We start from the raw sequence: 24,651 nt of genomic DNA, 5'->3' as shown, positions 1-24,651 counted from the left end.
GCATTTGATAGACATTCATGCTTGTCCATATGTTCGCCCGCCTTACATCCCACCGCGTGGACCAGATGATAAATATTTTATGGCTCAAGCGTGATCTGCGCGTTGCCGACAATCCCGCACTTGCTAAAGCGATGCAGGGTGATCATTCCGTCGTGCCGCTCTACATTGTAGAGCCGGAATATTGGCAGCTACCTGATACTTCGGCGCGGCAATATGCATTTTTGCGAGAAACCCTACACGATCTTGCCAAAACACTAGCCGGGCTTGGCGCGCCTTTGGTTGTATGCGTTTCAGATGCAGTTCAGGCTCTTGATGGGCTGTCAAAGACATTCCCGATTAACCAAATTGTTAGCACAGAAGAAACGGGTAACGCATGGACGTTTCGACGGGACCAGCGGGTAGCTGCGTGGGCTAAACATACAGGTATTACGTGGACGCAGGTGCCGCAATTTGGTGTGGTTCGTGGCCTGCGCTCTCGGGATGGGTGGGCGGCCAGTCGAGAGAAATCTGTTCGGCTGGCTCAGATTGATCCCCCCGTTGCCATGCGGCCTCACGGTGTGGAAAGCCAGCGTATGCCAAGCCTTGTGGAGCTTTCGTTGATTGACGATTGTCCGAACCGGCAGGCCGGTGGGCGCGGTTCAGCGTTGTCGCTGCTCGGTGGGTTTCTGACAGAGCGCGGCCAGTCTTACCGCGCTGCAATGTCATCACCGCTTGAAGGGGAGTGGGCCTGTTCACGGATGTCGCCGCATCTTGCGCTGGGCGCGCTTTCGGTCCGTGAGGCAGCCCATGCAGGGCAGGCGCGGAGTCGTGAAGTGGCAGGTACTCGGTCAGGGTGGAGCGGTTCATTGCGCAGCTTTCAAAGCCGCTTGGCATGGCGCGATCATTTTATGCAAAAGCTCGAAGATGCACCGCGGCTTGAGTATCAGGCTATGCATTCGGCCTACGAAAACCTTAGGCCAAAACATCCCAACGCTGAACGACTTCACGCGTGGAAAACCGGACAAACGGGCATTCCATTTGTAGACGCTTGCATGCGATATCTGGTCCACACCGGTTGGCTGAATTTTCGGATGCGGTCGATGTTGATGTCTGTCGCAAGTTATCACCTTTGGCTTGATTGGCGCAGCACAGGCCCGCACTTGGCGCAGATGTTCACAGATTATGAGCCGGGCATTCATTGGAGTCAGGTCCAGATGCAATCTGGCACAACCGGTATCAATACGGTGCGGATGTATAACCCGGTAAAACAGGGGGTTGATCAGGACCCGAACGGAATATTTACACGCCGCTGGTGCCCTGAATTGGCACAGGTCCCTGATCGCTTTTTGCAGGAACCTTGGCGTTGGGACGGTGCGGGCACAGTTGTTGGCACGTTATACCCTGAGCCCATAGTCGATTTGCCGCAAGCCGCGCGTTTTGCACGCGATCAAGTCTGGTCAGTCCGCAAGGGCGCGGCCTTTCGCAATGAGGCGAAAACGATCGTCAAAAAGCACGCCAGCCGCAAATCAGATCGGGGCTTTCAGCGCGACAAAGCCCCCAAAGATCCGGACACACGCCAAATGAGCTTTGATATTTGATATGCCAAAAATGCGAAAGAAATCTGACCTTCCCTCAAAACCATGTGCACAGTGTGGTTTGCCGTTTAACTGGCGGAAAAAGTGGGAAAAAGTGTGGGATGAGGTCCGTTTTTGCTCAGACCGGTGTCGCCGCGATGCCAAGTCAAAACCACGTTCAGTGAAGTAAAACTTAATCGACAGTCAATATTTCTCGTTTGCGAAGGGGCCATCAATCCATCAGGGTCTGGCCAACCCGAAATTCTAATGACTTGTCTGGGAGGGCACCTCATGACCGACACAAACCAAAATCGCGTGCAACGTGCAGGGCTGGATGTTGACGAAACACTCGCCACATTTCTTGAAACATCTGCCCTTCCGGGTACTGGCGTTGATATTGATACATTCTGGGACGGTCTCGCAGGCCTGATCGCCGACATGGGTCCAAAGAACGCTGCGTTTCTGGCCAAGCGCGCAGACATCCAAGCGAAGCTTGACGCCTACCATATTGAGCGCCGTGGAACGGATCATGATGCGCAGGCCTATCAGCAATTTTTGACAGAGATTGGCTATCTTGTCCCCGAGGGGGATGATTTTGCGATTGAAACTGCGAATGTGGACCCTGAAATTGCAAGCATCGCAGGGCCCCAATTGGTTGTGCCGATCAACAACGCACGTTTTGCATTGAATGCTGCGAACGCGCGGTGGGGTAGCTTGTATGATGCGTTCTACGGCACGGATGCCTTGGGCGATCTGCCTGCAGCGGGCGGCTATGATGAGGCGCGCGGATTGCGCGTTGTGGCAAAAGCCAAGGCACATCTTGATGCTGCAGTGCCTCTTGCTACAGGCTCATGGTCCGATGTGACTGGCTTGAGTGTCGAGGGTGGCGCGTTGAGCTGTGTGACCGCAGGTGGCGCAGTGGCCCTTGCGGACCCCGCGCAATTTGTCGGCCACAAGGACGGCTCACGCTCTGAAATTCTGCTTGTGAAGAACGGCATGCATATTCGCATCGTTGTCGATGCAGAGCATCAGATCGGCAAGACGGATCCTGCAAACATTGCCGACGTCATTTTGGAATCTGCACTGTCGACCATCATGGATTGCGAAGATTCCGTGGCGGCCGTTGACGGTGTGGACAAGGCGCTGGTTTACAAAAACTGGCTCGGCTTGATGAAGGGCGATCTGCGCGAAACCGTTAGCAAGGGCGGTAAATCTTTCGACCGCGTATTGGCCGATGATCTGGAGTTCACAGCAAAAGACGGCACTGCGCTTACCCTGAAGGGGCGTGCATTGATGTTGGTGCGCAACGTTGGTCACCTGATGACCACGCCCGCGGTACGGGATGCGAACGGCAATGAGATTGGCGAAGGTTTGCTTGATGCGATGTGCACCACGCTTATTGCGATGCATGATCTTAAGCGTGACGGCGGTAACTCACTGCACGGGTCGGTTTATGTTGTGAAACCCAAAATGCACGGACCAGAGGAAGTTGCTTTTGCAGACGAGATTTTCACCCGCGTTGAAAGCATCTTGGGGCTGCCGCAAAATACGGTGAAGCTTGGCATCATGGATGAAGAGCGCCGCACGTCTGTGAACCTTAAAGAATGTATCCGTGCAGCAAAATCACGAGTTGCGTTTATCAACACAGGCTTCTTGGACCGTACGGGTGATGAAATTCACACCTCTATGGAAGCAGGCCCGTTCATGATGAAGGGCGATATGAAAGCAACCCCGTGGATCGCGTCTTATGAAGATCGCAACGTGGATATCGGTTTGGCCTGTGGCCTGCAGGGCAAAGCGCAGATCGGCAAAGGTATGTGGGCGATGCCTGATCGCATGGCAGACATGATGGACGCCAAGATCGGTCACCCGAAATCTGGTGCGAACTGTGCATGGGTTCCATCCCCAACGGCTGCGACGTTGCATGCGACGCACTACCACCACGTAGATGTTTTTGCGGTCCAAGATGATCTGAAAGCTGGCGGTGCGCGCGGGACACTGGCTGACCTGCTGACCATTCCAGTGGCTGACAGCACCCAGTGGAGCGCAGAGCAAATCCAGCAGGAGATCGAAAACAACGCCCAAGGTATCTTGGGATATGTTGTGCGGTGGGTCGATCAAGGCGTTGGGTGTTCAAAAGTGCCAGATATCAATGATGTGGGTCTGATGGAAGACCGTGCAACATGCCGTATTTCCAGCCAAGCTCTTGCAAACTGGTTGCATCACGGTGTTGTAAGCCGTGACCGCGTCATGGATGCGCTGCGCAAAATGGCGGCTGTGGTTGACGGACAAAACGCAAATGATGCGTCCTATATCCCGATGACACCCGACTTTGATGGTGTTGCTTTCAACGCTGCATGCGAGTTGGTATTTGAAGGAACGAAACAGCCATCCGGCTACACAGAGCCGGTTCTTCACGCGCGCCGTCTCGATCTTAAAGCAACTCAATAAAGAATAGGAGCCTGACAAATGGCTGAGATTTCAATTCGTAAAGCACGTCAAATCATCAAAGGCACCTTTGCCAAGGGCCGCGAGATGGAGCTGAAGCCGCTTTCTGTAATCGTTCTGGATGCTGGCGGTCACGTCAAAGCGTTCGAGCGTGAAGATGGGGCGGCACCGGGTCGTTTCGCTATCGCGCAGGGCAAAGCTTACGGCGCCGTTATGCTTGGCATGGCAGGCACCGCACAGATGGCGCGTGCAGAGCAGCAGGCGTATTTCATGGCCGCGGTTAACGGTGTTTATGGCGGTCAGGTTGTTCCTGTCCCGGGCGGCGTTTTGGTGCGCGACAAAAAAGGCGCTGTTATTGGTGCCGTTGGTGTCACGGGCGACACATCTGACAATGATGCAGAGGCCGCATTGGCGGGCCTCGCGCTGGCGCAGCTTGAAGGCGAAATCTAACGCACATCTTGGGGGGCCAAGCCCCCAGATGATGTAAAATGAAATGAGCGTGCAGGCAGAGGTGCTTGTGCGCTCATTCTCTTTCGCTTTGCGGTTTTGTCTCTAAAGTAAACGCACGCATCAACGAGAGGGATTCTATGCAACGTCCAGTGATTGGGGTTATCGGTAACTCTTATCTGATCAATGATCAGTATCCTGCCCATGCGGCGGGCACGATGAATTGCGAAGCTGTTGCCCGTGTATCCGGTGGCTTGCCCTTGATTGTGCCGTCTGATCCGGAGCACGTCACAGTCGATGACCTGATGGCGACCTGTGATGGCTTTGTGTTCACCGGTGGGCGGCCTAATGTGCACCCTGAAGAATATGGCGAGGCGGAAACACCTGCCCATGGCACTTTTGATAGATGTCGTGACCGGATCGCTCTGCCGCTTATTCGGGCCTGTGTTGACGCGGGCCTGCCGATCTTGGGGATTTGCCGTGGGTTTCAGGAAGTAAATGTGGCTATGGGCGGCACGCTTCATCCTGAGATCCGTGATCTGGAGGGGCGTGATAACCACCGAATGCCGCCTGATGGTACTCTTGAAGAGAAATTTGCGATGCGCCACGAAGTGACGTTCACGGAAGGTGGCCCGTTTGCAAAGCTGATGGGGCGGGCCAAGGTCATGACTAATTCGTTGCACGGGCAGGGGATCAAAACCGCGGGTGACAGGATTGTCGTTGATGGTTGGGCGCCTGATGGAACGCCAGAGGCCACTTATATCAAAGATGCCAAGGGCTTTACGTTGTCAGTGCAGTGGCACCCGGAATATCAGGCAGACAAAGACGTAGTTTCGCGGCCCTTATTTGCAGCATTTGGGGATGCGGCACGCGCATACCGTGCAGAGCGTTAGGAATTAACGGCTTAGCTCCATCACAAAATTGGTCATCCACACCCCACGCTTTTCGACCCTTTGCGGGGTAATTTCGCGCCAGCCGTGGTGCAAAAAGAATGGCCGCGATAGGTGGCTGGCCTCTGTATAAAGGGGGCCTTTTGTTTGCAGTAAGGCGCTTTGGTAAAGCGCTGTAGCCACACCTTGGCGGTGATGGTCGGGTGCTACAAAGAGCAAATCCAGATAGCCGTCCTGTAATACCGTGATGAAACCAACGATCTTGTCCGTGATTGCCATGAGTGCGCACGGGGCTTGAAGGGCGTGTGCGAACCCCACAGGCATTTCTTTGAAGGGCGCCCAAGCGTGTCGTTGAGGCGCAGAATAAGCAGGCTGCGCGCCGTCGTGAATGGCGCGGTAAAACACTTCGTAACACCCTGCAGCGTCCGCATCTTCGATATTTTTGATCTTAATCACGGTGTCTTTCAGAAAGATTTCAGTAGGCTAAATCGTACGGACATGGGTTCTTAGAGGTATAACAAATAGGCGCTAGTGCACTAATTTGGCACACCGCAGCACTGTTAGCGCGCACATCCCTTGCGCAATATTATTTCAATGGGTAGTGCCAAATGGACCCAGCGTATTAGGTTAGGGTCATAAATCTTACTGAAGGGAAACGCACCAGATGATAATTGGCGCACCAAAAGAAACTTTTGAGGGCGAAGCCCGGGTCGCAATGACGCCCGATAGCGCGCTCCAGTTGCAGAAACTTGGGCATTCGTGCGTGATCGAGACGGGGGCCGGCGCAGCTGCGGGGTTCTCTGACGACGCGTATGCGACTGCAGGTGTCGAGGTGGTGAAAACCGCAGCGGCGCTGTGGAAAGCTGCCGACGTGATCGTCAAGGTACGTCCGCCCTCGGATACAGAAGCCAAACGATTGAGCGCGGAAAAAACGCTGATCTCGTTCTTCTATCCGGCAGCAAACGAAAAGCTGATGGAAAGCCTGGCCAAGAAAGGCTCAAGCGTCATCGCCATGGATATGGTGCCCCGCATCAGCCGTGCGCAGAAAATGGATGCGCTCAGCTCAATGGCAAATATCGCAGGCTACCGCGCCGTTATTGAAGCGGGCAACAACTTTGGTCGCTTTTTCACAGGTCAGGTCACGGCTGCCGGTAAAGTGCCGCCCGCAAAAGTCTTGGTTGTGGGCGCAGGTGTTGCAGGTTTGGCTGCGATCGGGACGTCCACTTCGCTTGGCGCGATTACTTACGCGTTCGACGTGCGCCCCGAAGTGGCAGAGCAGATCGAGAGCATGGGCGCCGAGTTTGTCTTCCTTGAATTCGACGAAAGCGAATTGCCTGACGGCGCTGAAACAGGTGGCTACGCGCCGCCCTCATCGCCGGAGTTCCAGGCAAAGCAGCTTGAAAAGTTCCGCGAGATCGCTCCTGATATCGACATCGTTATTACGACTGCTTTGATCCCCAACCGTGCGGCGCCGCTTCTGTGGACCAAAGACATGGTTGAGATGATGAAGCCCGGGTCTGTTATTGTTGACTTGGCGGCAGAGAAGGGCGGCAACTGTGAGTTGACCGTCATGGACGAGAAGATCGTTTCGGATAACGGCGTAACCATCATTGGCTACACGGATTTCCCAAGCCAAATGGCTGCCCAATCATCGACGCTTTATTCCACGAACATCCGCCACATGCTGGCTGATCTCACTCCTGAAAAAGATGGTGTGATCGTTCACGATATGGACGACGATGTGATCCGTGGCGCAACTGTTGCACACGCAAGTGAGGTCACGTTCCCGCCGCCCCCACCAAAAGTGGCCGCGATTGCGGTTCAAAAGAAAGAGCCGATCAAAGAGCTGACTGCGGACGAAAAACGCGCGCTCGAGACTGAAGCCTTCAAAAAGCAAACCAAAACCCAAGTTGGCCTGTTGGCTGCCGGTGGTGCTTTGTTGTTGGCGATTGGTCTTGTCGCACCAGCCAGCTTTATGCAGCACTTCATTGTGTTTGTGCTTTCGGTCTTTGTTGGCTTCCAAGTGATTTGGAATGTATCGCATTCGCTTCACACGCCGCTTATGGCGGTGACCAATGCGATTTCGTCCATCATCATCTTGGGCGCTTTGACGCAAATTGGATCGACGTCTGGCATCGTTGTGGTGCTTGGTGCGCTGGCGGTCTTTATGACTGGTATCAATATCTTTGGCGGGTTCCTCGTCACACGGCGCATGCTTGCCATGTTCCAGAAATCTTAAGAGGGTTAGAGACATGGAATATGGTTTCACAACAGCGGCATACGTCGTCGCGGCCGTTTTGTTCATCCTCAGCCTTGGGGGACTATCGGGTCAAGAAAGCGCCAAGCGCGCGGTATGGTATGGCATTGTCGGGATGGCGCTTGCGGTCTTTGCAACGCTCATCGGGCCTGGTTCAGGTTACTGGGCACTGTCGATCATTTTGATCGCAGCAGGTGGCGCGATTGGCTATCAACTCGCAACCAAAGTGCAAATGACACAGATGCCAGAATTGGTTGCTGCGATGCACAGCCTTGTTGGTCTGGCTGCGGTATTCGTGGGCTTTAACGCCGATATTGAGCTGACCCGCGTTTTGGCAATGGATGACACCGCCAAAAAAGGCCTTGAGGGTTTTGCGGCGCTTTTGGCCAAAAAGTCATCTGTCGAGGTCTCAATCTTACGTGTTGAGTTGGTGTTGGGCATCTTCATTGGTGCAGTAACGTTCACAGGCTCGGTCATCGCTTACGGCAAGCTTGCGGGACGGGTGGATACATCCGCGACCAAATTGCCCGGTGGTCACATGCTGAATGCAGGTGCTGCGGCGCTGTCTGTGCTGTTCGCGATCATGTATTTCAACGGTGGCGGCATGTTCATGTTGGTGCTGGTGACGTTGCTGGCGCTCTTTATCGGCTATCACCTGATCATGGGCATTGGCGGTGCTGACATGCCGGTCGTTGTTTCAATGCTCAACTCCTATTCAGGCTGGGCAGCTGCGGCGATTGGTTTCTCACTTGGCAATGACCTTCTGATCGTTGTGGGTGCGCTTGTTGGCTCGTCCGGTGCGATCTTGTCCTACATCATGTGCAAAGCGATGAACCGTAGCTTTATCTCGGTCATTTTGGGCGGCTTTGGTGGCCCAGCAGGTGAGCAGATGGCAGTCGAAGGTGAGCAAATCGCCATTGAGGCCGACGGTGTAGCGGCTGCGCTGAACGACGCAGACAGTATTGTGATCATCCCGGGCTATGGCATGGCGGTTGCGCAGGCCCAACAAACGGTCAGCGAGTTGGTGCGTAAGCTGCGCGCCAAAGGCAAAAACGTTCGCTTTGCGATCCACCCTGTGGCGGGCCGTTTGCCCGGTCACATGAATGTGCTCTTGGCTGAAGCCAAAGTGCCATATGACATCGTTTTGGAAATGGATGAAATCAATGATGATTTCCCCGAAACAGATGTTGCGATCGTCATTGGCTCAAACGATATCGTCAATCCGGCGGCGCAAGATGACCCCAACAGCCCAATCGCAGGCATGCCTGTGCTGGAATGCTGGAAAGCCAAACAGGTGTTCGTTAGCAAGCGCGGGCAGGGCACTGGTTACTCGGGTATCGAAAATCCGCTCTTCTTCAAAGAAAACACACGGATGTTCTACGGTGACGCCAAGCAATCCTTGGATAAACTGTTGCCGATGATCGACTGATCTTTGAACGATTTAAAATGACAAAAGCCGCGTTCCGCCATTCGGAGCGCGGCTTTTTCTTTGCCCACGGGAGGTCGCAAAACTTTCCGATAGGCCAAAGTGCATACATTGGTAGACTGAGATTGTTGAAAATAAAGGGGTTTTTCTGTTTGCGAACAGGCGCAACCCTCCTACGTTGAGTGTCAACTAACTAGGACAGACCCAATGGCTCCGATCACCGACCACCAATTGCGCTATGATTTGGCCAATGAACTTCACGCGCGCCCCTTTCCATCGCTTGATGCGCCGTGCACGGCTGTGTTTCTGGCGATCAAGCAGCCAGCCAATGCTGTTGCGCGGGACCGAAGTACCGACAGGGCCCATCTTGTGGACTTGCTTGATCGGTTCGGTGCAGCACACCCGCCCCCCGATGCGACGCATTTTTACGGCCAGATTGGTCGCTTCACGCTGAAGTGGGAACAGCATACGGAATTTGTGACCTACACGGTTTTTGAGGAAAGTGACCGCGGCAATGCGTTTGATCCTGTTGCGTTCGATGTGTTTCCAAATGATTGGCTGGATGCCGCCCCGGGTGTGCGGCTGACTTCGGCTCTTTTTCACATAGCACCTCGTCCTGCTGATAATGTTGTAGTTAAAAATCTGCAGGATTGGTTTGTCCCCGAAAGCCTTGCGGTCAGCTGTGTGCTTGATGACGCGGCAATTATTGCGGGTGATTTCCGGATCGATCCTGCGGGACACATGCGGTTCGCGATATTTGCGGATGATGACACGGGCAGCCGCCGAATTGGCCGTGTCGTGCAACGCCTGTGCGAGATTGAGATGTATAAGTCTGCTTCCATGCTGGGGTTGGCGCGGGTCAAACAGTTGGGCGCACGGATGGGCGCTTTGGAGGCGGATCTGTCCTCGATGGTGGGTGCGATGACCGACGCGAATGTGGACGCGGACACCACATTGCAGCAGCTTTTGACGATTTCAGCAGAGCTGGAAAACATGATCGCTAAGTCAACATTTCGTTTCGGTGCAACCGGCGCTTATGAGGCAATCGTAAACCAACGCATCGATGTTCTACGTGAAGAACGTTTTAGCGGTCGCCAAACATTTGCGGAGTTCATGATGCGCCGCTTTGACCCTGCGATGCGTACCGTCAAATCCACCGAGGCGCGTCTACAAGCCATGGCGGGCCGTGCGGTGCGCGCAGCTGAATTGTTGCGCACACGGGTTGACGTGGAACGCAGCGCGCAGAACCAGACGCTTTTGGCCAGCATGGACAAGCGTGCCGACTTGCAGCTGCGTCTACAAAAAACCGTTGAGGGCCTATCTGTGGTGGCGATCAGCTATTACGCGGTCAACCTTGCACTCTATGTGTTGGGACCTGTGGGAAAATCCTTGGACCTGGCAAAAGTCACATTGGCTGCGGTAACAACACCGATCATTATCTTGTTGGTGTGGTGGCTTGTCCGCCGTATTCGTCAATCGATGGACTGAACTGGCAGGTCTCACCATCTGGACTATCCGACGTGCTCCTGATTAGGTCGCAGTGCGCACTTTCATTATTGATCGAGATTTAGCCGATGCCCATCAAAAACCGCTTTGCCGAAATGTTGCCCGAGATCACTGAGTGGCGCCATGATTTTCACGCCCATCCCGAGTTGTTGTTCGATACCCATCGAACAAGCGGCATTGTGGCCGAGAAACTGCGTGCATTTGGCTGCGATGAAGTTGTCGAAGGTTTGGGCCGTACCGGTGTTGTTGGTGTGATCAAGGGTAAGATTGATACAGATGGTCGCGTTGTGGGCCTGCGCGCAGATATGGACGCGCTTCCGATTTTTGAGGCCACAGGCCTTGCGTATGCCAGCAAAGCCGAGGGTAAGATGCACGCTTGTGGTCACGATGGCCATACGTCGATGCTGCTTGGTGCGGCGAAGTATCTGACTGAAACACGAGCCTTCAATGGCACTGTGGTTGTGATCTTTCAGCCCGCCGAAGAAGGTGGCGGTGGCGGCCGTGAAATGGTGAATGACGGCTTGATGGAACGCTTTGGCATTCAAGAGGTCTACGGAATGCACAATTGGCCCGGTGTGCCTGTTGGTACATTTGCAATCCGTTCAGGGCCGTTTTTTGCAGCTGCGGACAACTGGACGATCACCGTCAAAGGGCATGGTGGGCACGCGGCCAAACCTCATGAAACGGTCGACCCCACAGTGACGGCAAGCCATATGGTGATAGCGCTTCAAAGCATCGCAAGCCGAAATGTCGATCCGACCAAACAGGTAGTGGTATCGGTGACCAGCTTTGAAACCGAGAGCAAAGCCCATAATGTCATCCCATCAACAGTAACCTTAAAAGGGACCGTCCGTACGCTTGATGAGGACGTCCGAGATTTAGCTGAGCGCCGTTTGAGTGAAATTGCCAATGGCACCGCCGAGATGATGGGCGCCACCGCCGAGGTCGACTATCTGCGTAATTATCCAGTGATGGTGAACGCCGAAGCTGAAACAGAATATGCCGCTGCTGCTGCGCGCGCAGTAAGCGGTGCGTGTGATGAAGCGCCGCTTATTATGGGGGGCGAGGATTTTGCGTTTTTGTCCAATGCCCGCCCCGGTGCGTACATTCTGGTCGGCAACGGTGACACCGCGCCAGTGCACCACCCGGAGTACAACTTTACCGATGATGCGATCCCAGCGGGCTGTTCATGGTGGGTGGAAATGGCCCAAAGCCGCATGTCACTTGGATAGACCTTAGCCACCCGTATGTGACATGTGCCGCGCCACTTGGCCTTCGACGTTCTGTCTTGAGTAATCAAAATCGTGGCCTTTTGGCTTTAGGCCGATTGCCGCGCGAATGGCGTCATCCAACTGTTCATTGCCTTCACTAGCACGCAGCGGTGCGCGAAGGTCTGATTTTCCGTCTTGGCCCAAGCATGTGTAAATCTCGCCTGTGCATGTGATCCGCACACGGTTGCAGCTTTCACAAAAGTTATGGGACAGCGGGGTGATGAGGCCGATTTTTTGACCTGTCTCCTCAACCCGAACATAGCGCGCAGGACCACCTGTTCTGTCGCTCAGATTCGTCAGGGTGTATTGGGTTTCAAGCGTTTTGCGCAGTTCTTTTAAGGACCAATATTGTCCGATCCGGTTCTCGTTACCGATGTCGCCCATTGGCATGACTTCGATCCACGTTAGGTCCATGTCGTGTTGCGCACAGAACTCAGCCAGCGTGAACAATTCATCCTCGTTGAACCCTTTCAGGGCAACGGCGTTCAGCTTGACCCGCAAGCCCGCTGCCTGTGCGGCATCCAATCCACGTAAAACTTGGGGTAGCCGGCCCCAGCGGGTTACTTCAGCAAACTTTGCTTCATCAAGCGTGTCGAGGCTTACGTTAATGCGGCGCACACCGGCGGCGTAAAGCGCACCTGCATATTTTTCTAACTGGCTACCATTGGTGGTCAGGGTCAGTTCATCCAGTGTGCCGTTTTCAAGGTGCCGGCCCATGGCGTTGAAAAATGTCATGATTTCGCGGCGCACAAGGGGCTCACCACCTGTGATCCTCAGCTTGCGAACGCCCATCGCGATGAAGCGGCTGCACAAACGATCAAGCTCTTCGAGGGTCAACAAATCACGTTTGGGTAAAAACGTCATGTTTTCAGACATGCAATACACACAGCGGAAATCGCAGCGGTCAGTGACAGACAGGCGCAAGTAGGTGATCGCGCGCGCAAAAGGGTCAATAAGAGGCATGTTCATGGGGCGAATGTAGGCAGCACGCTGATGCGCCACAAGTTCAAAACCGGCGTTTTCCAGTCTATAAAACCGGTTGTTCGATCTTCTGTCAGCACCTAAGCTCGCGCCATGAGATGTTTTGTTATTGGTTTGAGTGTGCTGGTCCTGCTTGGTGGGTGTGATGTGTCTAATCTGGCCTCATCCAGTCCTGCCATTCAAGGAGCGGAGGCAGTGCAGGGTGACGATACTAGCAATGCTGATGCGCCGACGGTCCCCAAAACTGCACGCACCGCTGAAGCTTTCGATATAACAACGCTAGCGGAACGCGCGGCTGCGGTGCAGACAAATCCTCAGACATCGACATTTTTAGGTGAGACCATCGCAAGTCTTGGCAATCCTGCCGATACCGGCATTTGGCTTTTGACCCCGTTGGTCGACACAGTTCAGGCAGGCAGGGTGCAATACGGCGATAGCTCAGTCGTGCTGGAGCTGCGCCCGATCAGGGGAGAACCAACAGGGGCGTCGCAACTATCCCTTTCCGCGATGCGGCTGTTGCAAGCCCCGCTAACCGAACTGGTTCGTGTCAACGTTTTTGCGAATTAGCAGCGCGTTACCCGTTGAATAGCCGTGCGTAGTCTTGAGACGCAAGTTTGCGGGCGGCTTCTTTTTGCGCAAACGGTTTTAGCTTCTGACCATGTTGGCTGAGGAAATCATGCACGCGGGGGCTGTCATGTTTTGATAACTCGCGAAGCCACCATGCGATTGCTTTTTGAATGAATGGCTCGTGATCCGACGCCAATTCAGCAGCCCAGCCCAATACTTGGTCACGCACCGCCAATTCAGCCTCTTTAGGCGTGTTTTGCTTGGTCCAAGGTAACGTCATGACTAACGCGGCGCGGCGGGTCCAGATGTGCTCTGATGTGACCCATGGGACAAGGTCCTCTACGCGATCAGGGCTCCATACCAGACGTTTTTGTCCTGCGATTGAGACGGCGTCGGTGATTGCCCAACAGTCAAATTCTGGAACCCACGACTTGATTAAGGCCCACGCTTCGGTGTCGTCCGGACGGATACGGGCTTGGGTCAAAAGTTTTGCGGCGGCGATGCGCCCTTCGAATGAGTTGCTGTCCCAAAGTGCGGCACATACCGCGAGCCGCTCGTCCAGCGAACATGCCGCGCGCCATTCCTTGCACAGCGTTTCGATAACCGGTGCGGGAACCCCCAGATAAGGACGCGCAACTTTGTGATAGCCCCGCATTTTAAGGGCTTCAGCTTCGTCACTATGAGCGTTTAAGGCCTCAATGGCGGCTTGGGGTGTCATGTTTATTCCACTGTCACAGATTTAGCGAGGTTGCGGGGTTGGTCCACGTCGGTCCCCTTGGCGATGGCCGTGTGATACGCAATTTGTTGGGCTGGTATCGCATAGAGTAGCGGGGCCAGTGCGTCGTCTACTTCGGGTAGGATCAGCGTTTCCCAAACCCCTTCGCCCGCTTGCTGTGCGCCTGCGCTATCTGTGATCAACAACACTTTGCCGCCTCGGGCCATGACTTCTTGCATGTTGCTGATGGTTTTATCGAACAGCGCATCACTTGGGGCGAACACGATCACGGGCGTCTTTTTATCCACCAACGCGATGGGGCCATGTTTTAGTTCACCGGATGCATAACCTTCAGCGTGTATATAGCTGATTTCTTTGAGTTTTAGCGCACCTTCAAGGGCTAATGGGAACATTGCGCCACGACCCAAAAATAGAATATCTGTGGCCGATGCCAGTTTGCGGCTGACGGCTTTTACCGCGCTACTGCCAGCCAAGGCGACATTCATCAGGCCCGGCATGGTGTGTAGCTGATCCAGCCGCTCTGCCAGCTGTTCTGCGGTCAGGTGGCCGCGTTGGTGGGCTGCATGCAGCGCCATGATCAACAAAACCGTCAGTTGGCACGTGAAGCCTTTGGTTGAGGCAACGCTGATCTCGGTGCCCGCAAGAATAGGCAGGCTGATGTCTGCTTCACGGCTGATGCTGGATTCCGCAACATTGACTACGGACACGATCTGATCGGCGTTTTCTTTGGCGTAGCGAAGCGCGGCCAATGTGTCGGCGGTCTCGCCAGACTGGCTTACAAAAAGTGCAACTGTTCCGCGTGTCATCGGGGGCTCGCGGTATCTGAACTCAGACGCGACATCCACTTCAACGGGCAGACGGGCGATCTGTTCGAACCAGTATTTCGCAGTGAGGCAGGCAAGGTAGGCCGTACCACAGGCCACCATTGTAAGCCGCTCAATTTTGGTGAAATCTAGCTCTGTCGGTAGTTGTATCGCGCCGCCGCGAACGTAATGGTTCAACGCATTGCCGACCACCGATGGTTGCTCTGCGATTTCTTTGGACATGAAGTGTTTGTGCCCACCTTTTTCGACCTGTGCGGTATCGATTTGAATGGTGCGCTTTTCGCGATTAGCCAGCGCGTTGTTGACGTCGCGGACTTCAAGGCTCGTGCGGGTCAAGACGGCCCAATCACCTTCCTCAAGGTACGTGATCTGATCGGTCATGGGCGCCAGAGCAATTGCATCAGACCCAACAAACATCTCGCCGTCGCCGTGCCCAATCGCGAGGGGTGAACCCTTGCGAGCCACAACAATTAGGTCTTCCTCACCTTCAAACAAAAAACAAAGCGCGAAAGCGCCGTGCAGTTTGTCGATGGTTGCTTTCGCGGCCTCAACGGGCGCCATGCCTCGGTCGATGTGCAGTTGCGCAAGCAGGGCGATGGTTTCTGTATCGGTGTCAGTGACAAAACCGATGCCGTTCTGGGCCAGCTGGGCGCGTAGTTCAGCAAAGTTTTCAACGATACCGTTATGAACGACCGCAACCCGCGCGGTCATATGCGGGTGGGCGTTTTTCACTGACGGTGCGCCGTGGGTCGCCCAACGGGTGTGGCCAATGCCGGATTTACCGGCCAGCGGTTCATGCACCAGCAAATCTGCGAGGTTAACCAGTTTGCCGACCGCGCGCCGCCGATCAAGGATACCGCCGTTTACCGTTGCAATGCCCGCGCTGTCATAGCCACGATATTCCAACCGTCGCAGGGCATCAACGAGGATCGGTGCGGCTTCGTGATTGCCAAGGATACCAATAATACCACACATCGTTATTTGCCCTCGCTTCGTTTGGCTTTGGCGGCGCGGAGTTTGTCCATCAAACGCTTGCCGAGGCCTGGCTTGTTGTCTTGTTTTGCCCGTGCAATCGCCAGATCAGCGTCTGGTACGTCTTGGGTGATGACAGAGCCACTTGCGGTCATTGCATCCGCGCCAACACGCACGGGGGCCACAAGCATCGTGTTCGAGCCGATGAAAGCCCGCGCGCCAATGTCGGTGTGGTGTTTGAAGACGCCGTCATAGTTACAGGTGATCGTGCCTGCGCCCAAGTTTGCCGCAGCGCCGATGGACGCATCGCCCACGTATGATAAATGGTTCACCTTCGCGCCCGTCTCGAGGACTGCGTTTTTGATCTCAACGAAATTGCCCACTTTGACGTCTTCGCCCAACTCTGCCCCCGGTCTTAGGCGCGCGTAAGGTCCGACCACAGCGCCGGAGCTGACGTGGCAGCCCTCAAGGTGTGAAAAGGCGCGAATACGCGCACCGCTTTCCACCGATACGCCGTTGCCGAAAACGACGTTCGGCTCAATTACCGTGTCGCGCCCGATGAACGTATCATGTGCGAAAATCACAGTATCAGGTGCTTGAAGGGTGACACCGTTGTCAAAAGCCTCAAGACGTTTGAAGTTCTGGAAGATGGCTTCCGCACGGGCCAATTCGGCGCGCGAATTGACGCCCATGGTTTCTTCTTCATCACAGATCACGATACCTGCGCTGCGCCCTGATTGGCGGGCAACGCTAACGATGTCTGTGAGGTAATACTCGCCACTGGCGTTCTCATTTCCAACAGCTTCAATCAGCTCAAACAGTACTTTTGCATCAGCGCAGACCACCCCTGAATTGCATAGGCTGATCCGACGCTCTTGCGGGCTTGCGTCCTTGAACTCAACGATCCGCTCAAGGCTGTTACCGTCCATGACAAGGCGGCCGTATGCGGCAGGGTCATCGGCGTCAAAACCCAAAACAACCACGTCCGAGGTTGCGCGCGCGTCAATCATTGCCTCAAGAGTTTGCGCTGAAATGAACGGTGTATCTCCGTACAAAACGATTGCATTGCCTTCAAACGAGCCCAGAATATCTTTGGCTTGCGCCACGGCGTGTGCGGTGCCTAGTTGCTCTTTTTGCAGCACGACTTGGGTCATCGGGTTCCAGTCCAGCGCACCTGCTTCAACCACATCTGCTCCGTGTCCCGCTACGACAACGATGCGCGATGGTTCGAGTTCTTCGCCAGCCTTTATCGCGTGTACCAACATCGGAGCACCGCCAATTTCATGCATCACTTTGGGCAAATCTGATTGCATGCGGGTGCCTTTTCCGGCGCCAAGAATTATTAGTGCTACTGCCATGTTTCTTTTCTACTCTAGCCAACGCCTTTGGCTCGTTTTATCCGTTCAAGGGTGGGGCGCAAGGGGGCGGCCCGTCACATGACGCTTCAAGACCGTAACACACCCCACGCTCAGCTTTGAAAGGCGCCCGTGATGCAAACAGTAATTTTCGATTTGGACGGAACATTGGCGGACACCAGTGGGGATCTGATCGCGGCGGCCAATGCCTGCTTTGTGGATCTGGGGTGGGGCGGTTTGTTGGACCCTGTCGGTGACGCTGGCACAGCGCTGCGTGGTGGTCGCGCGATGCTGACGTTGGGGTTTGAGCGAAAGGGCGCCGAAGGGCAGGCCGCTGCTTCAGATATGGACGCACATTATCAAAAGCTGTTGACCCATTACGGCACAAATATTGACACCCATACCACGCTTTATCCCCATGCGATGGAGGCTATCGGAAACCTGAAGGCGGAAGGCTACCGCGTGGGTATCTGCACGAATAAACCCGAAGGCCTCGCGCGTTTGTTGTTGACCCGCCTCGGTGTGCTGAAAGAGTTTCATTCGCTGATTGGCGCAGACACGCTGCCTACGCGCAAACCTGACACCGCGCCCTATGTGGCGGCGGTTGAGCAAGCGGGCGGCTCGGTCGAAAGATCATTGCTGGTCGGTGACACGATGACTGATAGGCAAACCAGCCTGAATGCGGGCGTCCCATCTGTATTGGTCACTTTCGGACCCGGCGCTGAGGACGTTAAAGCCATGGACCCCGAAGCGCTGTTGTCAGATTACCGTCACCTGCGATCTGTGGTTAGCTCACTTATCGGCTAGACCTGTGGCGAATGGGGCTTGACGGCGCGGCAACAGTTTGCCCATCTGTGAATATGACAAAGCACACCCCACAACCCGCCACGCCTGATGTATTTACTGGTGCGTTTACGCAGCAAGAACCAATTCCTCAGGAGGGCATTGATGCAGCGTTGGCCGTGCTGAATGGTGGGCGCTTGCACCGCTATAACACCCACGGTGATGAGATTGCGGAAACTGCGCTGCTGGAAGAAGAGTTCGCAGCACAAATGGGATCAAAATACTGTTTGTCTTGTGCCTCTGGCGGCTACGCCATGGCCACCGCGATGCGGGCCTGTGGTGTGAAAGCAGGCGACAAAGTTCTGACGAACGCGTTTACGCTGGCGCCTGTGCCCGGCGCTATTGCTAGTCTGGGGGCTACGCCAATTTTTGTGGGCGTAGGCGAGGACCTTAAGATTGATCTTGATGACCTTGCGGCCAAAATTGATCAGGCTGATGTTCTGTTGCTGTCACATATGCGCGGCCACATTTGCGATATGGACCGCCTTATGCAGATTTGTGACGCTGCCGGTGTGAAAGTAATTGAAGACTGTGCACACACCATGGGGGGCAAGTGGAAAGACACTTATTCTGGTCGCCACGGGGTGATGGGGTGCTATTCAACGCAGACCTATAAGCACGTCAATTCGGGTGAGGGCGGGCTGTTGATCAGTGACGATCCTGATCTGATGGCTCGTGCGATTATGCTGTCGGGGTCTTACATGCTCTATACCCGCCACCGCGCAGCACCGCCCCCCGAAGCATTTGAGCACGTGCGTCTGCATACCCCGAACATTTCCGGCCGGATGGACAACTTGCGTGCGGCCATCCTGCGCCCACAATTGCGTGATCTTGATGCACAAGCAAAACGTTGGAACGACCGCTACAAGGTTCTGGAAGACGGGCTGTCGGGCGCAAACAGACTTACGTTGATTAATCGCCCTGCGGACGAGCACTATGTGGCGTCATCATTTCAGTTTTTGTTGCTGGATTGGGCTGATGCCGAGATCGTTGATTTTGTAGCACGTTGTGCTGCGCGTGGGGTTGAGCTTAAGTGGTTTGGCGCAGATGATCCTGTGGCTTTCACCAGTAAATACGACAGCTGGAAATATGCCAATCCGACGCCGATGCCCGCCACGGACCGTGTGTTGAAGGGTGTGATGGATATGCGTTTGCCGCTGACGTTCTCGCTTAAGGATTGCGCGCAGATTGCACGCATCATCCGTGAAGAAGTCGCCATCAGCGCCTAAGATTTTCATCCGTGCTGTGGGTGGTAGTGATGGCAAGGACGAGACAGTGGCGTCAAGCCACGTGTCAGCGCGACAATTCGCCAGAACCAGTTGTAAGATAAAAGCCGCCAAATTGCGCCAAAAGCCGGTCCAAGGCGTTGACGCGTCAAGGCAGTGGGGGTAGGACGGGCGCAGCCAAAAGTCCTGTGCGTAGCACGTCTGCGCGACACATTTCAGGAGATGCAAACTGTGGAAACCCTTTCGACACAGGCCCTTGCGGGTCAGTATTTGCCCATTCTTGTGTTCCTTGCGATCGCAATCGGTTTGGGTCTTGTCTTGATCCTCGCGGCGGTTGTTGTTGCGGTGCGCAGCCCTGACCCGGAAAAAGTGTCGGCTTACGAGTGTGGATTTAACGCGTTTGATGACGCGCGGATGAAGTTCGACGTGCGCTTTTACTTGGTCTCGATTTTGTTCATCATTTTCGATCTGGAAGTGGCGTTTTTGTTCCCGTGGGCCGTGGCGTTTAAAGATATTTCAATGGTCGGTTTCTGGTCCATGATGGTGTTCTTGGGCGTTCTGACTGCTGGCTTTGCATATGAATGGAAAAAGGGAGCGCTCGAATGGGAGTGATGGCCGGACCAAATACTGCAGGTTTTGACCGCGAGGTTGCGACGCAGGAATTGAACCGTGAGTTGTCCGACAAGGGCTTCCTCGTGACTTCTACCGCTGACATCATCAACTGGGCGCGCACAGGCTCGCTGCACTGGATGACGTTTGGCCTTGCTTGCTGTGCCGTTGAAATGATGCACACCGCGATGCCACGCTATGACATGGAGCGGTTTGGCACCGCGCCTCGCGCCTCCCCACGTCAATCCGACTTGATGATTGTTGCTGGCACGCTGACCAACAAAATGGCGCCTGCGTTGCGTAAAGTATACGACCAGATGCCAGAGCCACGTTACGTGATTTCGATGGGTTCATGTGCTAATGGCGGTGGATACTATCATTATAGCTATTCCGTTGTACGTGGTTGTGACCGTATCGTCCCTGTTGATGTGTATGTGCCGGGCTGCCCGCCAACGGCAGAAGCCTTGCTTTACGGCATCATGCAGCTGCAACGCAAAATCCGCCGCACTGGTACGATCGTACGCTAAGAAGTTCCGACCCGAAACGCCTGAAAGGCAAAGGAGCGATCCTATGACCGCAGAAACCATGACACCCGCCGCAATGGATGAACTGGGCGCTTATATTGCTGCCAAGCGTCCTGATTGCGTGCTGTCATATTCCGTTGATTTCGGTGAGCTGAACGTGTCTGTCGCGTTGGGTAGTATCCACGGCCTGATCGATTGGCTGAAGGCAGACCCTACGTGCCGCTTCAACTCTTTGGTTGATATCACAGCGGTTGATAACGTTGGTCGTGCGCGCCGATTTGACGTGGTTTATCACTTCCTCTCCATGTACCAAAACCACCGCATTCGCTTGAAAGTCGAAGTACGTGAGGACGATATGGTGCCATCCATCGTTGAAGTTCACCCTTCGGCCAACTGGTTTGAGCGTGAAGTTTTTGACATGTTCGGCATCCTCTTTTCAGGTCACCCGGATCTGCGCCGTTTGCTGACGGATTATGGTTTCCGCGGCTATCCCCTGCGCAAGGATTTCCCGACAACTGGCTACACAGAAGTACGCTATGACGAGGCGCAAAAGCGCGTGGTCTATGAACCCGTGTCGCTTGTGCAAGAATACCGACAGTTTGATTTCATGTCTCCCTGGGAAGGCGCGCAATACGTCATTCCTGGTGATGAGAAAGCGAAAGGAGAGGCGAAATAATGGACGGCTCCCAATTCAATGACGCCCTGACTGGCGAACAGAAAATCCGTAATTTCAACATCAACTTCGGTCCGCAGCACCCTGCAGCGCACGGCGTGTTGCGTCTTGTGCTCGAACTTGATGGCGAGATTGTTGAGCGTTGCGACCCGCACATCGGGCTTTTGCACCGTGGCACCGAAAAGCTGATGGAAAGCCGCACTTACTTGCAAAACCTGCCGTATCTGGACCGTCTGGATTATGTGGCACCCATGAACCAAGAGCACGCTTGGTGCTTGGCGATTGAAAAGCTGACAGGCACGGAGGTGCCTCGCCGTGCGCAGTTGATCCGTGTTCTTTACTCCGAAATTGGCCGCGTACTTTCGCACATCTTGAATGTGACCACACAGGCTATGGACGTAGGCGCGCTTACGCCGCCGCTTTGGGGCTTTGAAGAACGCGAAAAACTGATGGTGTTTTACGAGCGCGCTTGCGGCGCACGTTTACACGCTGCGTATTTCCGTCCTGGTGGCGTGCACCAAGACCTGCCCGACGATCTCATTGATGATATTGAAACGTGGGCAATCGAGTTTCCCAAGGTCCTCGAAGACATTGACGGTCTTTTGACCGAAAACCGTATTTTCAAGCAACGTAACGCGGATATCGGCGTTGTGACCGAACAAGACATCCAAGACTGGGGCTTTTCCGGTGTGATGGTTCGTGGCTCGGGGCTTGCGTGGGATTTGCGCCGCGCGCAGCCCTATGAATGCTATGATGAATTTGAATTCCAAATTCCTGTTGGCAAAAATGGCGACTGCTACGACCGCTACCTCGTTCGGATGGAAGAGATGCGCCAGTCTGTGTCGATTATCCGCCAAGCGATTGCCAAACTCCGCGAAGCAACCGGTGACGTGATGGCCCGGGGCAAAATGACACCGCCCAAACGTGGTGACATGAAAACCTCAATGGAAGCGCTAATCCACCACTTCAAACTCTACACTGAAGGCTTCCACGTCCCTGCCGGTGAGGTCTACACCGCCGTTGAGGCCCCGAAAGGTGAGTTTGGTGTGTATCTAGTGGCTGATGGCAGCAACAAACCGTACCGTGCCAAATTACGCGCGCCTGGCTTCTTGCACCTACAAGCGATGGACTACCTCGCGTCAGGCCACCAACTTGCAGATGTCGCCGCGATTATCGGAACGATGGATATCGTTTTTGGAGAAATCGACCGCTAATTCTTTTGTTTTAAAATATCCTCGCCGAAGGCTGGCGTTGCATGGCAACGCCAATAACCCGAAAAGAGACGACCCATGCTACGCCGACTACACTCTGAGCAACCAGACAGCTTTGCCTTTACCGCCGACAACCAAGCGTGGGCTGAAGCGCAGATCAAAAAATACCCAGAGGGTCGCCAAGCATCCGCGATCATCCCACTTCTTTGGCGCGCCCAAGAGCAAGAGGGCTGGCTTAGCCGTCCGGCGATTGAGCATGTGTCTGACATGCTTGATCTTGCATTTATTCGTGGGCTTGAGGTGGCGTCTTTCTACTTCATGTTCCAGCTGCAACCTGTTGGTAAGATTGCACATATCCAGATTTGTGGCACAACGTCCTGCATGATCTGTGGTGCGGAAGACTTGGTTGCTGTTTGCCAAGAAAAGATCGCACCGAAGGCGCATCAAATTTCTGCAGATGGAAATTTCTCATGGGAAGAAGTTGAGTGTTTGGGCGCCTGCGCAAACGCCCCGATGGCACAAATTGGCAAAGACTACTTCGAAGACCTGACTGCAGAACGGCTTGGCACACTTTTGGATGAGCTGGCTGCCGGTAAAACCCCGCAAGTTGGCCCGCAGAATGGACGTTTCGCGGCGGAGCCAGCGGGCGGCATCACCAGCCTTACTGATTTCGTGAACGCTAAGATTAAGCTGAACGCCAGCGCACAATTGGCCCATGATATCGGTGACAGTGTTAAACGCATCGACGGAACTGAAGTGCCTCTTTTGACACCTTGGATAGACAAAGCTGCAAATTCTGGCGCAAAACCACCGAAACCTGCAGCGCGACCAAAGCCTGCAAATGCGCAGAGAGCTGCTGCGAAACCAGCGGCTACCAAAGCCAAAAGCACTGCAAAACCTAAAGCCTCAAGTGACGCAGGCAAAAAGCCTCGCACCATGAAAGCCCCGCGCAAAGCCGGTGCGGATGACCTGAAACTGATCAAAGGTGTCGGTCCAAAACTGGAAAAGCTTCTCAACGAGATGGGCTTTTTTCATTACGATCAAATCGCCAAATGGGGTCCGGCCGAGCTTGCTTGGGTTGACGCGAACTTGGAAGGTTTCATCGGGCGCGCGTCGCGGGACAACTGGATTGATCAAGCCAAATCCCTTGCATCTTAAGCCAAGACCTAGTTTTCTAGCCCCACAATGAAGGGGAGCTGTTACTAATACTCCCCAAATAGGGACGGAGTATTGGAATGAGTAACTCTTCTGGAGGGATCTCCTGCGCGATCGGGTGTTGGCTGGTTGGCGCGGTGTTGGGCTTAGTTGCCTTTATTATGTTAATGTTGTTCGGGGAATACACCTTTATTCAGGCTGTGTTCATGGGCGGCATTGTTTTCTTTATTGCTGGTGCAGCACTAAGCTGGCTGATGTGTCGGCCGCTTCCTGCGTTGGGCGAAATTGATGCCAACCGCGCGGGCCAAGCGCCCACAGCCGGCGGCATTGAAACAGCGACGCCAGCTGTTGCGGCCAAACCTACTGCCACTGCAGCAGTAGCGGCGACTGCGACCACGGTGTTTGAACCCGTTGCGGACGCGCCCGCACCGAAACCCGCGGCAAAGCCAAAAGCGGCACCAAAGAAACCTGCAGCTAAGAAGCCAGCCCCTAAAAAGGCTGCTGCAAAAGCAGATGCGCCTGCCGCTAAAGCACCTGCGGATGCAAAAAAGAAGGCTGCAAAGCCAGTGTCCGCGTCGGGCAAGCCTGAATTGCTGAAAAAAGCGCGGGCAGGTGGTCCGGACGACCTCAAACAGATCAAAGGCGTTGGTCCAAAGTTGGAAGGTCTGCTGCACTCAATGGGTGTGTTCCACTTTGATCAGATTGGATCATGGCGTAAAAAAGAAGTCGAATGGGTGGATGAAAACCTTGAAGGTTTCAAAGGCCGTGTTTCCCGTGATGAGTGGGTCAAGCAAGCCAAAGTACTCGCCAAAGGTGGCCAGACTGAATTTTCCAAAAAAGTGAAAAAGGGTGGCGTTTACTAAGCCCTCAGAAGTACGTAGATATGGTCCCGTCCAAAGATATTTTGGGCGGGATTTTTTGTGAGGCTGCCACGTGAACCGCGACGAACGAAATGCAAAACAGGGCCGCTTGGCGGCTATGGTCATCGCGGGTTCTGGTCTGCTGGCGATCCTTGCGCCGGCGATTGCGCAAAGCCTGAACCTGACAATCCGCTTTGAAATTCTGCTTTATCTTTTCTCATTGGCGGGATTTCTCTTTGCCCTCGTTCTTGCGCTTCAGGTCTGGCAATCGGGGCGCAAATAAGTCTATAGAGAAGCCAGCCAACACTTCAGACGGG

At 54.5% G+C, this 24,651-nt stretch carries 24 protein-coding genes; 19 read left to right on the top strand and 5 right to left on the bottom strand.

Annotated features, from left to right (window positions below; all coding sequences use genetic code 11):
* The first annotated feature begins 65 nt into the window (after window positions 1–65).
* The 5 genes from OLX08_RS03395 (at window position 66) to OLX08_RS03375 (ending at window position 5,341) form a co-directional block, all read left to right on the top strand.
* Entirely contained in the window at window positions 66–1,577 is a 1,512-nt protein-coding gene (locus OLX08_RS03395; RefSeq protein ID WP_412535671.1) for an FAD-binding domain-containing protein, read from the top strand.
* A gap of 1 nt (window position 1,578) precedes the next feature.
* Window positions 1,579–1,743, top strand: a complete 165-nt coding sequence (locus OLX08_RS03390; protein ID WP_074842023.1) for a DUF2256 domain-containing protein — start codon at window positions 1,579–1,581, stop codon at window positions 1,741–1,743.
* A 101-nt stretch (window positions 1,744–1,844) separates the two neighbouring features.
* The gene (locus OLX08_RS03385; RefSeq protein ID WP_391482507.1) at window positions 1,845–4,004 is read left to right on the top strand and encodes a malate synthase G; all 2,160 of its coding nucleotides are present in this window, start codon (window positions 1,845–1,847) and stop codon (window positions 4,002–4,004) included.
* Between the two features lie 18 nt (window positions 4,005–4,022).
* Entirely contained in the window at window positions 4,023–4,451 is a 429-nt protein-coding gene (locus OLX08_RS03380) for a GlcG/HbpS family heme-binding protein (RefSeq protein ID WP_048597899.1), read from the top strand.
* Window positions 4,452–4,588: 137 nt separating this feature from the next.
* Complete coding sequence (locus tag OLX08_RS03375) at window positions 4,589–5,341, top strand: gamma-glutamyl-gamma-aminobutyrate hydrolase family protein (protein ID WP_391482506.1); 753 nt, start codon at window positions 4,589–4,591, stop codon at window positions 5,339–5,341.
* A 3-nt stretch (window positions 5,342–5,344) separates the two neighbouring features.
* Here the strand turns inward: OLX08_RS03375 and OLX08_RS03370 are convergent, their stop codons facing one another.
* On the bottom strand, window positions 5,345–5,794 hold the full coding sequence (locus tag OLX08_RS03370; protein ID WP_391482504.1) for a GNAT family N-acetyltransferase: 450 nt from the start codon (window positions 5,792–5,794) through the stop codon (window positions 5,345–5,347).
* A 208-nt stretch (window positions 5,795–6,002) separates the two neighbouring features.
* Here OLX08_RS03370 and OLX08_RS03365 point away from each other — a divergent pair, with 208 nt between their 5' ends.
* The 4 genes from OLX08_RS03365 to OLX08_RS03350 all read left to right on the top strand — a co-directional run bounded on the left by OLX08_RS03365 (window position 6,003) and on the right by OLX08_RS03350 (window position 11,759).
* Complete coding sequence (locus OLX08_RS03365; protein WP_391482503.1) at window positions 6,003–7,577, top strand: Re/Si-specific NAD(P)(+) transhydrogenase subunit alpha; 1,575 nt, start codon at window positions 6,003–6,005, stop codon at window positions 7,575–7,577.
* A 13-nt stretch (window positions 7,578–7,590) separates the two neighbouring features.
* Entirely contained in the window at window positions 7,591–9,024 is a 1,434-nt protein-coding gene (locus OLX08_RS03360) for an NAD(P)(+) transhydrogenase (Re/Si-specific) subunit beta (RefSeq protein ID WP_048597906.1), read from the top strand.
* A 204-nt stretch (window positions 9,025–9,228) separates the two neighbouring features.
* A complete protein-coding gene (locus tag OLX08_RS03355; protein WP_391482501.1) occupies window positions 9,229–10,509 on the top strand; it encodes a DUF3422 family protein in 1,281 nt (426 codons plus the stop codon).
* 86 nt (window positions 10,510–10,595) lie between these two features.
* Window positions 10,596–11,759 (top strand): M20 aminoacylase family protein, encoded by a 1,164-nt coding sequence (locus OLX08_RS03350; protein ID WP_391482499.1) that lies wholly within the window; start codon window positions 10,596–10,598, stop codon window positions 11,757–11,759.
* 3 nt (window positions 11,760–11,762) lie between these two features.
* On the opposite strand, the gene moaA is transcribed toward OLX08_RS03350, so the two are convergent.
* The gene (gene moaA, locus OLX08_RS03345) at window positions 11,763–12,767 is read right to left on the bottom strand and encodes a GTP 3',8-cyclase MoaA (RefSeq protein WP_391482497.1); all 1,005 of its coding nucleotides are present in this window, start codon (window positions 12,765–12,767) and stop codon (window positions 11,763–11,765) included.
* A gap of 105 nt (window positions 12,768–12,872) precedes the next feature.
* Between moaA and OLX08_RS03340 the strand changes: the two genes are divergently transcribed.
* Window positions 12,873–13,346, top strand: coding sequence for a hypothetical protein (locus OLX08_RS03340; protein WP_391482495.1), 474 nt, complete (start codon window positions 12,873–12,875; stop codon window positions 13,344–13,346).
* Window positions 13,347–13,353: 7 nt separating this feature from the next.
* Here the strand turns inward: OLX08_RS03340 and OLX08_RS03335 are convergent, their stop codons facing one another.
* From OLX08_RS03335 to glmU, 3 genes are read right to left on the bottom strand one after another with little or no spacing between them, the layout of a single operon-like run.
* On the bottom strand, window positions 13,354–14,064 hold the full coding sequence (locus tag OLX08_RS03335) for a DNA alkylation repair protein (protein ID WP_391482493.1): 711 nt from the start codon (window positions 14,062–14,064) through the stop codon (window positions 13,354–13,356).
* Window positions 14,065–14,066: 2 nt separating this feature from the next.
* Window positions 14,067–15,881: a glutamine--fructose-6-phosphate transaminase (isomerizing) gene (gene glmS, locus OLX08_RS03330; protein ID WP_391482491.1), complete on the bottom strand. Its 1,815-nt coding sequence runs from the start codon at window positions 15,879–15,881 to the stop codon at window positions 14,067–14,069.
* A gap of 2 nt (window positions 15,882–15,883) precedes the next feature.
* Window positions 15,884–17,236, bottom strand: coding sequence for a bifunctional UDP-N-acetylglucosamine diphosphorylase/glucosamine-1-phosphate N-acetyltransferase GlmU (glmU, locus tag OLX08_RS03325; protein WP_391482489.1), 1,353 nt, complete (start codon window positions 17,234–17,236; stop codon window positions 15,884–15,886).
* 132 nt (window positions 17,237–17,368) lie between these two features.
* Between glmU and OLX08_RS03320 the strand changes: the two genes are divergently transcribed.
* From OLX08_RS03320 to OLX08_RS03280, 9 genes are all read left to right on the top strand, one after another.
* Window positions 17,369–18,040: an HAD-IA family hydrolase gene (locus OLX08_RS03320; protein ID WP_391482487.1), complete on the top strand. Its 672-nt coding sequence runs from the start codon at window positions 17,369–17,371 to the stop codon at window positions 18,038–18,040.
* A gap of 53 nt (window positions 18,041–18,093) precedes the next feature.
* Window positions 18,094–19,305 carry a DegT/DnrJ/EryC1/StrS family aminotransferase gene (locus OLX08_RS03315; protein ID WP_391482485.1) on the top strand — a complete coding sequence of 404 codons (1,212 nt, stop codon included), beginning with the start codon at window positions 18,094–18,096 and terminating at the stop codon, window positions 19,303–19,305.
* Between the two features lie 228 nt (window positions 19,306–19,533).
* The gene (locus OLX08_RS03310; RefSeq protein ID WP_341246531.1) at window positions 19,534–19,914 is read left to right on the top strand and encodes an NADH-quinone oxidoreductase subunit A; all 381 of its coding nucleotides are present in this window, start codon (window positions 19,534–19,536) and stop codon (window positions 19,912–19,914) included.
* A complete protein-coding gene (locus OLX08_RS03305; RefSeq protein ID WP_334066104.1) occupies window positions 19,905–20,438 on the top strand; it encodes a NuoB/complex I 20 kDa subunit family protein in 534 nt (177 codons plus the stop codon). The genes OLX08_RS03310 and OLX08_RS03305 overlap by 10 nt, the downstream gene beginning before the upstream one ends.
* Window positions 20,439–20,481: 43 nt before the next feature.
* Window positions 20,482–21,111 carry an NADH-quinone oxidoreductase subunit C gene (locus tag OLX08_RS03300; RefSeq protein WP_391482483.1) on the top strand — a complete coding sequence of 210 codons (630 nt, stop codon included), beginning with the start codon at window positions 20,482–20,484 and terminating at the stop codon, window positions 21,109–21,111.
* Complete coding sequence (locus tag OLX08_RS03295) at window positions 21,111–22,322, top strand: NADH-quinone oxidoreductase subunit D (RefSeq protein ID WP_048597921.1); 1,212 nt, start codon at window positions 21,111–21,113, stop codon at window positions 22,320–22,322. The genes OLX08_RS03300 and OLX08_RS03295 overlap by 1 nt, the downstream gene beginning before the upstream one ends.
* A 75-nt stretch (window positions 22,323–22,397) precedes the next feature.
* Window positions 22,398–23,477: an NADH-quinone oxidoreductase subunit NuoE gene (nuoE, locus tag OLX08_RS03290; RefSeq protein WP_391482481.1), complete on the top strand. Its 1,080-nt coding sequence runs from the start codon at window positions 22,398–22,400 to the stop codon at window positions 23,475–23,477.
* A 77-nt stretch (window positions 23,478–23,554) separates the two neighbouring features.
* Window positions 23,555–24,337 (top strand): hypothetical protein, encoded by a 783-nt coding sequence (locus OLX08_RS03285; protein ID WP_391482479.1) that lies wholly within the window; start codon window positions 23,555–23,557, stop codon window positions 24,335–24,337.
* A gap of 70 nt (window positions 24,338–24,407) precedes the next feature.
* Window positions 24,408–24,617: a DUF5337 family protein gene (locus tag OLX08_RS03280; protein WP_048597923.1), complete on the top strand. Its 210-nt coding sequence runs from the start codon at window positions 24,408–24,410 to the stop codon at window positions 24,615–24,617.
* Window positions 24,618–24,651: the final 34 nt, after the last annotated feature.

Origin of the sequence: Nereida ignava, from assembly GCF_047114695.1 — a bacterium.
GTDB lineage: Bacteria > Pseudomonadota > Alphaproteobacteria > Rhodobacterales > Rhodobacteraceae > Nereida > Nereida ignava.
Note: the sequence above shows the minus strand (reverse complement) of the source record. Positions and strands in the feature narration are given on the sequence as shown.